At 46.1% G+C, this 11,954-nt stretch carries 15 protein-coding genes; 5 read left to right on the top strand and 10 right to left on the bottom strand.

Going from position 1 to position 11,954, the window contains the following annotated elements; genetic code table 11:
• Positions 1 to 14: 14 nt before the first annotated feature.
• On the bottom strand, positions 15 to 758 hold the full coding sequence (locus ACK3SF_RS02765) for a metal-dependent hydrolase (RefSeq protein ID WP_414838301.1): 744 nt from the start codon (positions 756 to 758) through the stop codon (positions 15 to 17).
• Between the two features lie 136 nt (positions 759 to 894).
• Positions 895 to 1,413, bottom strand: a complete 519-nt coding sequence (locus tag ACK3SF_RS02760; protein WP_414838300.1) for a hypothetical protein — start codon at positions 1,411 to 1,413, stop codon at positions 895 to 897.
• Between the two features lie 94 nt (positions 1,414 to 1,507).
• Between ACK3SF_RS02760 and ACK3SF_RS02755 the strand changes: the two genes are divergently transcribed.
• Positions 1,508 to 1,795 (top strand): hypothetical protein, encoded by a 288-nt coding sequence (locus ACK3SF_RS02755; RefSeq protein ID WP_414838299.1) that lies wholly within the window; start codon positions 1,508 to 1,510, stop codon positions 1,793 to 1,795.
• A gap of 39 nt (positions 1,796 to 1,834) precedes the next feature.
• The gene (locus ACK3SF_RS02750) at positions 1,835 to 2,086 is read left to right on the top strand and encodes a hypothetical protein (protein ID WP_414838298.1); all 252 of its coding nucleotides are present in this window, start codon (positions 1,835 to 1,837) and stop codon (positions 2,084 to 2,086) included.
• Positions 2,087 to 2,093: 7 nt separating this feature from the next.
• On the opposite strand, the gene ACK3SF_RS02745 is transcribed toward ACK3SF_RS02750, so the two are convergent.
• From ACK3SF_RS02745 to ACK3SF_RS02715, 7 genes are all read right to left on the bottom strand, one after another.
• A complete protein-coding gene (locus tag ACK3SF_RS02745; RefSeq protein ID WP_414838297.1) occupies positions 2,094 to 2,753 on the bottom strand; it encodes a LamG domain-containing protein in 660 nt (219 codons plus the stop codon).
• Positions 2,754 to 2,759: 6 nt separating this feature from the next.
• Positions 2,760 to 4,070 carry a LamG domain-containing protein gene (locus ACK3SF_RS02740; protein WP_414838296.1) on the bottom strand — a complete coding sequence of 437 codons (1,311 nt, stop codon included), beginning with the start codon at positions 4,068 to 4,070 and terminating at the stop codon, positions 2,760 to 2,762.
• On the bottom strand, positions 4,067 to 4,867 hold the full coding sequence (locus ACK3SF_RS02735) for a LamG domain-containing protein (RefSeq protein ID WP_414838295.1): 801 nt from the start codon (positions 4,865 to 4,867) through the stop codon (positions 4,067 to 4,069). Before ACK3SF_RS02735 ends, ACK3SF_RS02740 begins: the two co-directional genes overlap by 4 nt.
• 90 nt (positions 4,868 to 4,957) lie before the next feature.
• Positions 4,958 to 5,773, bottom strand: coding sequence for a LamG domain-containing protein (locus ACK3SF_RS02730; protein WP_414838294.1), 816 nt, complete (start codon positions 5,771 to 5,773; stop codon positions 4,958 to 4,960).
• 27 nt (positions 5,774 to 5,800) lie between these two features.
• Complete coding sequence (locus ACK3SF_RS02725; RefSeq protein ID WP_414838293.1) at positions 5,801 to 6,619, bottom strand: phytoene/squalene synthase family protein; 819 nt, start codon at positions 6,617 to 6,619, stop codon at positions 5,801 to 5,803.
• Between the two features lie 15 nt (positions 6,620 to 6,634).
• A complete protein-coding gene (locus tag ACK3SF_RS02720; protein ID WP_414838292.1) occupies positions 6,635 to 7,120 on the bottom strand; it encodes a hypothetical protein in 486 nt (161 codons plus the stop codon).
• Positions 7,121 to 7,143: 23 nt separating this feature from the next.
• On the bottom strand, positions 7,144 to 8,055 hold the full coding sequence (locus ACK3SF_RS02715) for a lysylphosphatidylglycerol synthase transmembrane domain-containing protein (RefSeq protein WP_414838291.1): 912 nt from the start codon (positions 8,053 to 8,055) through the stop codon (positions 7,144 to 7,146).
• A gap of 86 nt (positions 8,056 to 8,141) precedes the next feature.
• Between ACK3SF_RS02715 and ACK3SF_RS02710 the strand changes: the two genes are divergently transcribed.
• Genes ACK3SF_RS02710 through cruF form a run of 3 tightly spaced genes read left to right on the top strand, consistent with a single transcriptional unit; the run spans position 8,142 to position 11,221 of the window.
• Positions 8,142 to 9,623 carry a phytoene desaturase family protein gene (locus ACK3SF_RS02710; RefSeq protein WP_414838290.1) on the top strand — a complete coding sequence of 494 codons (1,482 nt, stop codon included), beginning with the start codon at positions 8,142 to 8,144 and terminating at the stop codon, positions 9,621 to 9,623.
• The gene (locus ACK3SF_RS02705) at positions 9,613 to 10,449 is read left to right on the top strand and encodes a prenyltransferase (RefSeq protein WP_414838289.1); all 837 of its coding nucleotides are present in this window, start codon (positions 9,613 to 9,615) and stop codon (positions 10,447 to 10,449) included. The genes ACK3SF_RS02710 and ACK3SF_RS02705 overlap by 11 nt, the downstream gene beginning before the upstream one ends.
• Positions 10,442 to 11,221: a bisanhydrobacterioruberin hydratase gene (gene cruF, locus ACK3SF_RS02700; protein WP_414838288.1), complete on the top strand. Its 780-nt coding sequence runs from the start codon at positions 10,442 to 10,444 to the stop codon at positions 11,219 to 11,221. The genes ACK3SF_RS02705 and cruF overlap by 8 nt, the downstream gene beginning before the upstream one ends.
• Here the strand turns inward: cruF and ACK3SF_RS02695 are convergent.
• Positions 11,199 to 11,885: a hypothetical protein gene (locus tag ACK3SF_RS02695; RefSeq protein ID WP_414838287.1), complete on the bottom strand. Its 687-nt coding sequence runs from the start codon at positions 11,883 to 11,885 to the stop codon at positions 11,199 to 11,201. The genes cruF and ACK3SF_RS02695 overlap by 23 nt on opposite strands.
• Positions 11,886 to 11,954: the final 69 nt, after the last annotated feature.

Raw genomic sequence — 11,954 nt, 5'->3', positions numbered from 1 at the left:
TTCAAAAAAAGTTCCTATTCTATCCTGACATCCACGAAAGCCATGAATATTATCCATGCAAGAGACACAAGAGCAAAACTCAGAAGCGATACCTCGAAAAGTTCAAGGCCTCTACTCGAGACAAAAGAAAGATAGAAGACAGGCACAGTAAGGCCTCCAAGCATGTAGAGAAGTATACGGGGCTTTCTGATATCCTCTCCTGTCGTCAGATCTCCTTTCAGTTTTCTGCTGGAGAACGGCTCGTTCCAGGCAATCCCGCTTTTCGTACAGCTGTCCTCCAGCATGTGAAGCAACGCACCGAAAGCATAGGCCGAAAGAAAAACTGCCAAATGAGGAACGGAAAAAAATCCGAGATACATCAGCACAGGAGAAATATACAGGCCTGTCACAGACGTCATAGCAAAAACACCTATGATAGAATGTGAGAAACTTCTGTGACTATCATGGAAGCTGTAGTTCACTGAAAAAAGATTGAAAAGCCAGACAAGAGGCCTGTAAATCATATACTTCGTTGTATACCCGAATACAGGGAGTACAGGCCCGATAAAACTTCCTACTGCTTTCCCTGGCTCAGAATCAAGGCCTCTGATATGCCTGTGGAACACAGAAGCATCCGCAGCATCGACATCCGGAATCAGCGATCCTATCGCCGTGCCGACAAATGCAACAAGTACAAAGCCCTGATAGGACTGGATAAAAGGAATAAGAAGCACTGTAGCAGTTGCTACTGAAAGCATCAGATGCTGTCTTCCCAGCACTTAAACCGACACCTTTAAACTTTTCTTAACAGATAATTCGCTGTTTTCAATCATTTTTCTCCACCTGGAAGAATTTACAGGCCTCTAGGATCTTACAGAGAATTTAGAATGTATCTGCACTTAAAATCTACGCCAGTTATTCGGGAAACATTTCGTCGTTCTCTGGCGGCGGGACAGGATCAGGCCCAGAAAATTCTTCATCCGCCTGGCTCTGTGATTGTTCTTTTCTTTCTTCCAGGGCCTGTTGATAGAATTTTTCGGAGAGTTCGGCGACTTCTTTTACTGCGGTGTTTTTGGATTCGCTGAATTTTCTTCCTTCATGCAGGAAAACATCTTCATCGGTGACGAGGTAGTACAGATCTGATTCGCTGGAGACGTTGTCAATAGTTACTGTTGCCGTGCTTTCGACCAGTGTGAACTCGTCTTCCATCAGGACGGCAGTATATTTTTCACGGCCTACCTGTGTATTGTAGCGTATCTGGACGTTATCGTTTTCCAGATCAACCACTGAAACCCTTACCGACATGTGATCGGGATAGAGAATCTCCTGATCGTAGCTTTCAGGCCTGAAATTATAGCCGTCAGGATCAACAAGAGCCTCTTCCAAGCCTTCAGGCACTTCTTCCAGAAGTTCAAACGGATCGATTTCTCCCATCCAGTCTCAAAGAGTCGCCAAAAGTTAAACTACTTTCCGATCAAACACGACAAAGCCTTTTTCAGATTTTACAGGGAAAAAGCCTTCAGAGATCATGGAGATACTGGAAAACATACATTTCACAGGCCTTTATACCGCATCCAGTGAGGATGTTGAGCAGGCCCGTGAAAGAAAGGCCTCACATGTATACGAAAACTTTGTTGCTCCCGTACTCGAGGATCTGGATGGAAGAGAAATCTTTCAGGTGCACGAGGTAAAAGATGATATCAGGCCTCCATACAGTTACAGAGAAATCAGGGATGCACTTGAGTACGGTAGCAGGGAATCAGATGAACTCGAGTTTATCGAAGAGGATATGGATCTTTTTCTGTACAGAGAGTAGGAAAAATATTTTTAGCCGGCTAGTCAAAGACTCTTTATTATGGATAGGAACGTCTTCAAGACTTACATCGATCATTTTCTCCCCCGTGAAATAGTCGGGCCTGTGATTATAGTTTTCGCGCTTGAAGGAGTGATCAGCGGATTATTTGAACTCTACGTACCGCAGGAGTACGCTACACTGGCATGGGGCGTAATATTTCTGGCCTCTGTATGGATAGTCGCCAGATGGGGTACATCCGGAGAGGCCTCCGAAGAACTGGAGGAAAAAATCGAGGAAATCAAAACTGAATAAAAAATCTCTAGCTGGATTTTATGGAACTCGTCTGCAGGCCTCTTTTTCCGACGCTGTAGAGGTACTGGATTTCATTTTCAGTCAGAGGCCTGTCGTAAAGTCGGCACTCACAGAGTCTGCCTTCTATCGGTGTATCGCCGGCTCCGCCATCATAGTTTGCGTTCCCGCTCCACATCAGGGAATCTTCGCTTGAAGTGTTTATATCCGTGTTGAAGCTGTTTGCAGAGACTCCGTCTTTGAATATTTCCAGATTGTTTTCAGATGCTGTATAAACAACAGTGATGAACTGCCACATGTTTTCAGATATATCTGATACAGTATTTTCGTTCCCGTTTATCCATACCTCCAGATCTCCGTTCCCTGAACGGTTAATATTCGGTATCAGTGCAATGTCTCCTCTCATATCGAAGATCCTCTGATCATTGGCAGAAGTATCTGTAGGATATATCCAGAAGCTTATCGTGAAATCACTTGAAGAATCAAAGTATCCAGGATCAACATCGACGTTGCCATTGTTCCCTGTAAAATCATAGGCCTTTCCATCAAGTACTCCGGACTGCCCCAGCACAGGAGAATTACCTACAACTCCATGATTCTCATTCCCGGAGTGATCGTATGCTGTAGTTCCTGAGGCCTCATTCAGAGGCCAGTATCCAATCAAAGTCATTTTATATCACCTCGAATTTACTGTAAATTTTCTCATATCTCGGCCTCCGGTGCCGTATCTGTACAGCTGAGAAACTTCCGAAGGTTGAATAAATTTGCTGTAGAGTCTTAAATCATCAATAACGCCGTTCAAGTACTCTTTGTAGTCATCGAAGACTCCAATAAAGTTTCCATTACTGGTCTGCTGAGGATTAGTCCATAGACTTCCAGAGGCCTCATCCACGCCATTAACGTATATCCTGCCTGTTCCTGAAGAGCTGTATGCTGCAGTGACGTGGTACCAGTGACCGGTTTCGATAGCTCTCGATGTTTCAACAGTCCTGTTAGAGCTGCCATCGTAGTTTATAAACCGTATCTTGCTGTTTCCCAGAGCGTCGTACTGTAGCTGCCAGTTCCAATCCCCTCTCAGGGATACAAGAATCTGCTTACCTGTCGATTCTGGATAGTACCACAGTGAAAGCGAAAAATCATTGCCTCCATCAGCTATGGAGAAAGTACCATCCGGCAGAGTAATCTTGCTACTACTCCCGTCGAAACTGTAGGCCCCGTTCTCCCGAGGCCCTCCATCTGAAAGATAAGTCGCTCCGGAGACAGTACCCGAATTCGAACCCCAAACGTCATCAGCACCAGATGAATTGAAACTCCATCTTGAGACCGCTGAAGAACTGTTCTGATTATTCAGAGGCCTTGCGTAATCGCCGGATCCCCAGTCATACAAGGCCTGGATCTCTGAGGCCTGTAAAGATCTATTATATATTCTGATATCGGATATGTCGCCGTCGAAAAAGTTTCCATGATTGTCTGTTCCTACTGCTCCTGATTCAGATGAAGAAGGCAGTGACGGCCGGCCCTCCTCAGTTGCGACAAGCTCTCCGTCGACGTAAAGCTTGAGCGTCCCGTTCTGGAATGTTGCGCCTACATGCGTCCACTTTCCCTGTTCAGGCATCACACCAGAATGCAGGGATCCGCCGTTCTCATCGTACCATGCCAGTCCCTGACTGGAGTCTATATCAAGCTGGTAGTTTCTTGTACTGGAGCCGCCTTTAACGACAACTCCGTCCACGCCGTTCGAAGTCGGATTCCTGGGCCTTATCCATGCAAAAACTGAGACAGTGGATAGATCAAGAACAGGAGAATCAGGGAAAGAAACGTTGTCGCCGCTGCTCTTATCGAAACCGTAGCCTGTCAGACCTCCTTTACCTGCTACACCTTTTGTAACACCGCCATTCAGAGTTCCGTGATTATTGTTTCCTGATAAGTCGTATGCTGTGCTTCCAGAATCTTCGTTGAGAGGCCACCATCCGACAAGACCTGTCATACTACAGTATCACCTGGAGAAACATTTGAAGGAACTGTAAGACTGTATAATGCTTTTATTTCGGGCTCTGAAAGAGGCCTGTCATAGATACGTACTTCATCAAGTTTTCCATCCCTGTACCTTCTATCATTTTCGGCTTCCGCCATGAAACTGTTCTGTCCGGAATTGGCTGAAGGCCTTCCTGTCGATTGTTCGCCCTGTTTGACACCGTCGACGTAGAATTTTGCTGTATTGCTTGAATCATTGTATACTCCAACGAAATGATGCCATGTACCTGTCGAAAGATTTGATGTCGGTACGCTGGCATCCCATGTCCAGCTTCCACCGTCGTTTATATGGAGTCCGAATCCTCTGTTTCCGTCTGAACGCCGGGAACCATCGTCTTCACGGAGTCGAACATTGTATCCGGCTTCAAGCCAGAGAACAGGATACCAGTTGTTCCCGAAACTTGCAAAGTTCACCCAGGCAGAAACAGTGAAACCGCCGCTCGCACCGCTCAAAGTATCTCCCAGCGAAGGAGCACCCACGTAGTAGTTCCCGCCGCTGAAGTCAAGGCCTCCATCGATTTTTCCTGTGCTCCATGATGCTCCATTAACTGTTCCATCATTTTTCAGGGCCTCATCGATAGCTGTAGAACCGGAACCGGAATCAAAAGTATAGTATGCCTTCAGGCCCTGAGTCAAAGATCCATGGAAATATCCCTGTTCAAGCCCTCCACCGGAAATTTTCTCTGTAGTTGTTCCGGAACTGTCCTGACTGTCTCTGAAATCATCGCTGCTCCATGAAAGTTTCGGCATTAAACAAGTATTGGGAACGAGGGTTTATTTTTATTTCCGGCCCTGATAAATGCAGTAATTCACTATGATCTCCTGAGTATCATGTCAGAGTTACTGCAGAGTATCATCTGGAGAAACTTTTGAGGGAGCTGTAAGATTGTATAATGCTTTTATTTCTGGCGTGGAAAGTTTCCTGTCGTAAATCCTCACGTCGTCTATCTCTCCATCCCATGGATTTGTACCGTCAGGCCTTGCGCCGAAAGATGTTGTACTTAGATTATCGTTTTTTATCGTTATCTGGCTTCCAAAGCTGTAGCTATCCTGCAAAACCCCATCAAGAAATATTTTCATATCCTGTCCGTCAAAAACAGCTGTTACATGATGCCAGGTGTCTGTAGGAGTAGGGAAACTTACAACATACCAGAGATCATCCGCAGAATTCTGTATGTGGAGGCCTAGACCAGGATTGAATGTGTTTCCCGGAGACCCAAATCCTCCGTCTCCTCGATCTTCTATTCTGATATGCCACTTTTTACTCTGTGTCTGTATCAACTCGCTTCTGGCCTCTGTTTCATCCACGTTAGAATTGAACCATGCTGATAAAGTGAAGGGCGGCTCAACATCCGTATCGCCAAGGCTATCAACACCTACATAGTCGCTACCACCGTCAAAACTCAGAGAATAATCGCCTATAGCTCCAGAAACCCATGAAGCGCCATTTATACTCCCATCATTTCCCAGAGCCTCATCTGTAACCGTTGAACCTGTACCAGCTTCAAAAGGATAATACGCAACAAGGCCTTCAGTCAAACTTCCATGAAAATAGCCTTGTTGAAGGCTGCCATTCCGGGAAATCATATCTGCTACTGTTCCCGAACTATCCTGTGGATTACGAAAATCGTTTCCATCCCAGTTGAGCTTCGGCATCTGTAAATTATTTCTCAATCCGTGTTTTTATTTCCGGCCTTTCAGCGAGGCCAGTAACTCGTAGAAAATTCTTGGCTTTGAAGGCCTGACTTTTTCCCTGTAGACAATCATCGGATCTTTCTCTATCTTTTTCGCTGTGTACTTGTACAGACGGGAGGAAAGGATTACAGGAACTCTTATACGGTACGGCAAGTGTTTCAGGCCTTTCTCCGCTTCTCTCTGCCATTCCCAGTATTTTTCCAGTTGATTTTCCATGAAGGCCTCGAACTTTTCTTTCTCTACCTCGTCTTCTTCCAGACCTTCCAGTCCATGTTTCTCGATTTCCTCTGTCGGGAGGTACTGTCTGCCGAGCTCGTTGTCCTCTTTTATGTCCCGGATGAAGTTACAGTACTGCATCGATCTCCCAAGCATCTCTGCGCTCCTGTAGGCCTCTTCGTCCAGTCCCAGTATGGCGCACATCATCAGGCCTATGACTTCAGCGGAGCCATGGATGTACTCCAGTGTCTCATCCAGTGTCTCGTACTCTTCTTTGTCCAGATCTGCTGCCATGGAGTCAAGGAAGGCTTCCACCCATTCTTTTTCGAAATTTTTCTCTCTAGCTACTTCCAGAAAGACGTTAACGATCCTGTCTTCCGACTCTCCTGACTCCCAGTTATCGAAAGTTTCCTCTCTGAACTCTTTCAGAGCTTCTGCGTTCTGAGGCTTCTCATCGACAAAGTCATCGGCTGTCCTGACGTATGCGTAAAGCTTGAAGACATCTTCCCTGATATTTTTCGGGAATACAAGGCTGCTGTAGTAGTACGAAGTTGAGTTCTCGCTGAAAATCTCTTTTAACTCTTCATCCATTAATTCTCTCACCTTTTACCTGTGTACCGTGTACCAGTCGTAGAGTATCGGGCCTCCCTGGACAAAGATTGCGATCAGAGGGGAAAGAAGAGGCCTGTAGAAAACTGCGGGAAGTACAGCGATCGATGCATAGGCTGCGTACCTGTAAGTCTTTTTGGATGGTGGAGGCAGCCTTTTGCTTGTGTAGTAGAATCCGAATGCTCCTGCGATAAACCATACGTGGAAGTAACTGTACATTGCGAACTGTAGAGGCGTCAGAAAGTTCTCTATCATCAGCAAAGTGACAAGCAAGGCCCACATATCGAAGATCTTGTTAGAATCTCCCCTGTACTTCAGGAGGCCTGTTAAAGCGAGGGGAACAGCCATGAGTGCCGTCCAGACGTACATTGCCTGAGTGGCTGTAAATGCCTGTGCTGCCATTACAGGTGTTAGAAGCCAGGCGAGTGCAACTGTGACTCCCCATGAAAGTATTATTTGTGAATCCTTGATTTTCTCTATCATAGAAGTTATCAACTTCTGTGCTGTTAAATACCTTTTTCTCCTATCTGAAATGAATTTATAGCGAAATAACCTACCAAGATCCCTGTATAATACGTCAGGACTCTGTAAATTATGGCCACAACCACTGCCTCATGAAAACTCACCGGGAAGAAGTATGCCAGGAGGCCTGAAAGAGCCAGTTCATAAGGCCCTGTTCCTCCCGGAGTCGGCACGTAGTTGGCTGCACGGGCCAGAGGCACCACGAAGAATAGAGACGCCGAGTAAAAATCCAGGCCTAGAGAAAGGCCTATCAGAAAGATGGATATTACGTCGAAGAGGAAAGCAAGATGTGTCACGGAAATAAGACTCCATAGAGACTTCCCTGAATTTTTCACTGTGTCAAATGAAGCACTGAAATCTTTGCTGAAGTCTTCAAGTGAAGCAGGTACAGGTATCGACAGTTCTGTGTTTTTAATCAGCACATACAGAGTTAACGCTAGTACAGGCAGAATCAGTATATCGTATAATCCTGTGTACAGGCCTCCGAATAGAAGGAAAGTTATCAGCGGTGAAAAATTGATTATGCTGGCTGTGAAAACTGCTGTGAAGCTCTGGCCGTAGCTTTTTCCGGATATCTTTGAAAGTATGTATGTCGATGCGGCTTCTCCTCCTATATTGCCGAAAGGAGTGATATTGTTGACGAAAGTATTTGCAAGAACCAGCCTCAAAGTAGTGAAGTAATCCAGCTCCAGGCCTGTAATCGATAGAACTCTGCGCCAGACTGCTGCATACACAAGCAAGGGAATGTTCGCCGAGATCAGTGCAGCCACCAGTATAAACGGATCGGCAGACATCAAAGCATTCAGAGAGGCCTCAAGATCCACGGCGTAAAGCATCAGGCCAAGGAAGGCAGTTGTCAGGAAAATACCTAGATAGGGCCTGATCCTGCGAAGCATACTGTATACTCATGATCCGATCTTTTTTCTCTTTTCCGCAGGGAAAAATCAGTACTTGCTTAAGAATACAAGTCAGAACCAACAGTGTGAAAGACGAGAAAATTGTAGTCATCGGCGGAGGATTCGGAGGCCTTTCAGCGGCCTGTTTCCTCGGAAAAAAAGGATTTGAAGTTGAACTAGTTGAGAAGAATGATTCTGTAGGAGGCCGTGCATCCGTGCTTGAGGAGGACGGATACCGGTTTGACATGGGTCCTTCGTGGTACCTTATGCCAGATATTTTTGAAAGATTCTTCAACAGGTTTGACAGAGATCCTGAAGATTTCTACTCCTTGACAAGGCTTGATCCGAACTACAGCATCTTCTTCAAGGATGGTGATCGTATGGACGTCCCGGCTGATCCGGAAGAGGCCTCGGAACTTTTCGAGACGTATGAGGACGGTGCCGGAGAGGCCTTTCAGCGTTATCTGGAGAAGTCAGAGGAGACTTACGACATAGGGATGAATGAGTTTGTTCTCAAGGACAGGAATAATTTCCGGGATTATATCTCTCTTGATGTTCTCAGGAATGCGCGCGGGATTTCTCTGATAAAGAAGATGCAGGATCACGTGGAGGAATACTTTGATAATCCGAAGCTTCAGCAGGTTATGCAGTATACACTTGTTTTCCTTGGCGGATCGCCGGAGAACACTCCAGCGCTTTACAACTTGATGAGTCACGTAGACTTTAACATGGGAGTCTACTATCCTGAAGGCGGCATATACTCTGTTATCGAGGGTATGAAGGAGCTGGCAGAGGAGCAGGGTGTAAAGTTCTCTACAGGAGAGGAAGTCAGAAAAATTGACAGGAGGGACGGGAAAAATTTTGTTGAAACTGAAGACAGGGAGATAGAGGCCGATGCAGTCGTCTCTAATGCCGATTATGCTTTCACGGAGACGGAGCTTCTGCCTGAAAAATTTACTACCTACGATAAAGATTACTGGGATTCAAGGACGTATGCGCCCAGCGCCTTTCTGATGTATCTGGGAGTGGAAGGAGAACTGGAAGAGCTGGAGCACCACTCGCTTGTACTCCCTGAAGACTGGAACCCTCATTTTGAGAAGATCTTCGATGATCCAGGCCTCCCCGAGGATCCGGCTTACTACGTTTGCAATCCTTCAGATACCGACGAAACTGTCGCACCTGAAGGCAAGTCTGCGCTTTTCATACTTGTACCTGTAGCAGCAGAACTGGATCTGGATGAAGATAAGAGAGAAAAATTCAGAGAAGCAGTACTTGAAGATCTGGCAGAAAACACCGGAGAGGACTTGAGAGGACGTATAAACTACGAGAAGATCTTCGCAGGCGAAGAATTCAAAGAAAAATACAACAGCTACAACGGCACAGCACTCGGCATCGCCCACACATTGAGACAGACATCAGTATTCAGGCCTAAACAGCGCTCAAAAAACATGAAAGGCCTCTACTATACCGGCCAGTACACTAATCCTGGGATCGGTATGCCGATGTGCCTGATAAGCGGCGAGCACGTCGCAGAAAAAGTGGTGGAAGATCTTGAAGATGAAAAATGAAATCAGATATCTTCTGAAACTTTCAAGGCCACGCTTCTGGCTTTACCTGGCAGGCCCGGCAATGATAGGCCTTATACTTGGATCAGGCAGCATCGAACAGTTGTACAGCATTGAAAATCTGCTTCTGTTGATTTACTTCCTGATCCCTGCCAACATCATGCTCTACGGAGTGAACGACTACTTCGACAGGGACGTGGACGAAGATAACCCGAAAAAAGATGATAAAGAGGAGAGATACAGGGGCAGCACATTTACAGATCTTTCTGTAGGCCTTTCAACAGCTCTATCCATACCTGTAATCATTTTACTTCCTTCAGAGGCCTCTGCTGCGATGATGGCTTTCCTGGCGTTAAGCATCGGATACAGCGCTCCGCCGCTGCGTTTCAAGGCCAGGCCTTTCCTTGATTCGCTCAGTAACGGACTGTACATATTTCCATTTGTGGTGTCTTATGCAGCAGTTACATCGAGTCTCCCTGCCTTAACGGCTGTGGCTGCTGGCTGGCTGTGGGCGATGGCTATGCATACTTTTTCAGCTATACCTGATATAGAACCGGATCGAAAAGCCGGTGTAGCGACAACAGCAACTTTTCTCGGACGTAAAAAGACTTTTGTGTACTGTACAGCTGTATGGAGCCTGTCAGGCATAGTTGCAGGCCTCTGGAATTTCTGGACAGGTCTGTTATTCTCCGTTTATCCGTTGATATGTGTAATTTTCTACTTCTCGGGACTTGAGGACTCTGAGGCCTACTGGTACTATCCCTACATCAACGCATTCCTGGGGATGATACTCTCGATAGCAGGGCTGTGGGTGCTGGTGCATGGATAGACTGGAGAAGCTTGTCAGCGACAACAGATTCACTATATCCATAATTTTTCCTTTAGCCGGTGCTCTAACTTTCCTGGCCTCAGCAGAAAACTTTCTGCCCGAAATCCTGAGATTCAATCCTTTATTCATACTTTCCGGAACGCTTGTAATGCGGCTTCCGCTTATCGCAGGATTAAAGCCTCTAGTCGATAGAAAAGCTGCTTTAGGCCTCTCAATTGTAGCAGTTTATGCATACGTTATAGAGTTTATAGGCCTGAAGACAGGCTGGCCTTATGGAAATTTCGAGTACCTTGTGGAGCTCGGGCCTATGATATCAGGTGTTCCTCTGGGCCTTCCACTGTTTTTCATTCCTCTGGTGCTGAATGCGTATCTTCTTTCCAATCTATTCGGATTTAAAAAAATCTGGAAGCGATTCGCAACTTCTCTACTTCTTGTTCTGGCTGTAGATGCTGTTCTTGATCCTGCAGCAGTCTCTCTGGGAATCTGGCAGTACTCCTCCGGCTTATTCTATGGGGTGCCGGTTTCGAACTTTCTTGGCTGGATATTAAGCGCTTCAGTTGTGCTTTTCGTGCTTGAATATGTTTTCGAGGCCTCTGAGATAAGAGAACGGCTTGAGAATACAGAGTTCATGCTGGATGATTTCGTCAGCTTCGTGTTCCTGTGGGGTATCGTGAATCTCTACTACCTGAACATGGTTCCTGTAATCTTCTCTGTAGCTATAGGCCTTCTGCTTTACCGTGTTGACCGTTTCAGCTTTGCTTTCGAGGCCTGAGGCTTGCAAGCAGATTTTTCAATCGTTCTCTGCTCCTGTTGAAGATCAGGATGTGGTAAAAAGCAGTGAACACCGATAAATATACCGCGTACCTGTGAGGATTGAATCCTTCAGCAAAATCATGGTAGTTAGGTGTCTGGCGGGCGCTGGAGAGTACTGTGAGTTCGTCAAGTATCTTGAACAGTTTTCCTGCCTCCAGACTGGCGAATTCATGGTCTATACTGAATACTTCTCCGTTACTTACTATGAAGTTGGATAGCCTGACATCTTTCAGTGCAACGTCAAGGCTGTGAAGTTCATCTAGGAAATCCCGGATTCTTTCACCGAACTGTGAGGCCTCATCCTCTCCGCATTCTGAAAGATACCTGAAGCCCGATTTTCCGGATATTTTCTGGAAAACTATCATGTTGTCAACTACTTCCAGTATCTCCGGTGTCCGGATCCCCGCCTTTTCGATCAGGCCTGTCATCTTTACCTCGTTCCTGATTCTTCTGTGCCTGCTGTAGAATACAATCCTACCTCTCAGAAGTTCGATGAGTGAGGCATAGAGGCCTGGAAGCGGGAAGAATCTGTAGACTTTGTAGACTCTGTCCTCATGGAAAAATACCTTGTTGCTCAGGCCTTCCTCTACTGATTCTGCATCTTCAGGTATCCTGTTGTTCACAGTTTACAGATTGTGCTCTGAACTGATTTAATCCTTGAGAAAAGAAAAAATTAGAGGAAGCGATCAGAG

It is taken from the genome of Candidatus Nanosalina sp. VS9-1 (assembly GCF_047555085.1).
Taxonomy (GTDB): domain Archaea; phylum Nanohalarchaeota; class Nanosalinia; order Nanosalinales; family Nanosalinaceae; genus Nanosalina.
The sequence above is the reverse complement of the archived record's forward strand: the minus strand, read 5'-3'. Positions and strand labels throughout refer to the sequence as shown.

Bases quoted from the DNA above. Each gene is read 5' to 3' on its own strand.
- ACK3SF_RS02760 (WP_414838300.1), bottom strand. From the start codon at position 1,413: ATGGGAGAAATCGATCCGTTTGAACTTCTGGAAGAAGTGCCTGAAGGC.
- ACK3SF_RS02755 (WP_414838299.1), top strand. From the start codon at position 1,508: ATGGAGATACTGGAAAACATACATTTCACAGGCCTTTATACCGCATCC.
- ACK3SF_RS02750 (WP_414838298.1), top strand. From the start codon at position 1,835: ATGGATAGGAACGTCTTCAAGACTTACATCGATCATTTTCTCCCCCGT.
- ACK3SF_RS02745 (WP_414838297.1), bottom strand. From the start codon at position 2,753: ATGACTTTGATTGGATACTGGCCTCTGAATGAGGCCTCAGGAACTACA.
- ACK3SF_RS02740 (WP_414838296.1), bottom strand. From the start codon at position 4,070: ATGACAGGTCTTGTCGGATGGTGGCCTCTCAACGAAGATTCTGGAAGC.
- ACK3SF_RS02735 (WP_414838295.1), bottom strand. From the start codon at position 4,867: ATGCCGAAACTTTCATGGAGCAGCGATGATTTCAGAGACAGTCAGGAC.
- ACK3SF_RS02730 (WP_414838294.1), bottom strand. From the start codon at position 5,773: ATGCCGAAGCTCAACTGGGATGGAAACGATTTTCGTAATCCACAGGAT.
- ACK3SF_RS02725 (WP_414838293.1), bottom strand. From the start codon at position 6,619: ATGGATGAAGAGTTAAAAGAGATTTTCAGCGAGAACTCAACTTCGTAC.
- ACK3SF_RS02720 (WP_414838292.1), bottom strand. From the start codon at position 7,120: ATGATAGAGAAAATCAAGGATTCACAAATAATACTTTCATGGGGAGTC.
- ACK3SF_RS02715 (WP_414838291.1), bottom strand. From the start codon at position 8,055: ATGCTTCGCAGGATCAGGCCCTATCTAGGTATTTTCCTGACAACTGCC.
- ACK3SF_RS02705 (WP_414838289.1), top strand. From the start codon at position 9,613: ATGAAAAATGAAATCAGATATCTTCTGAAACTTTCAAGGCCACGCTTC.
- cruF (WP_414838288.1), top strand. From the start codon at position 10,442: ATGGATAGACTGGAGAAGCTTGTCAGCGACAACAGATTCACTATATCC.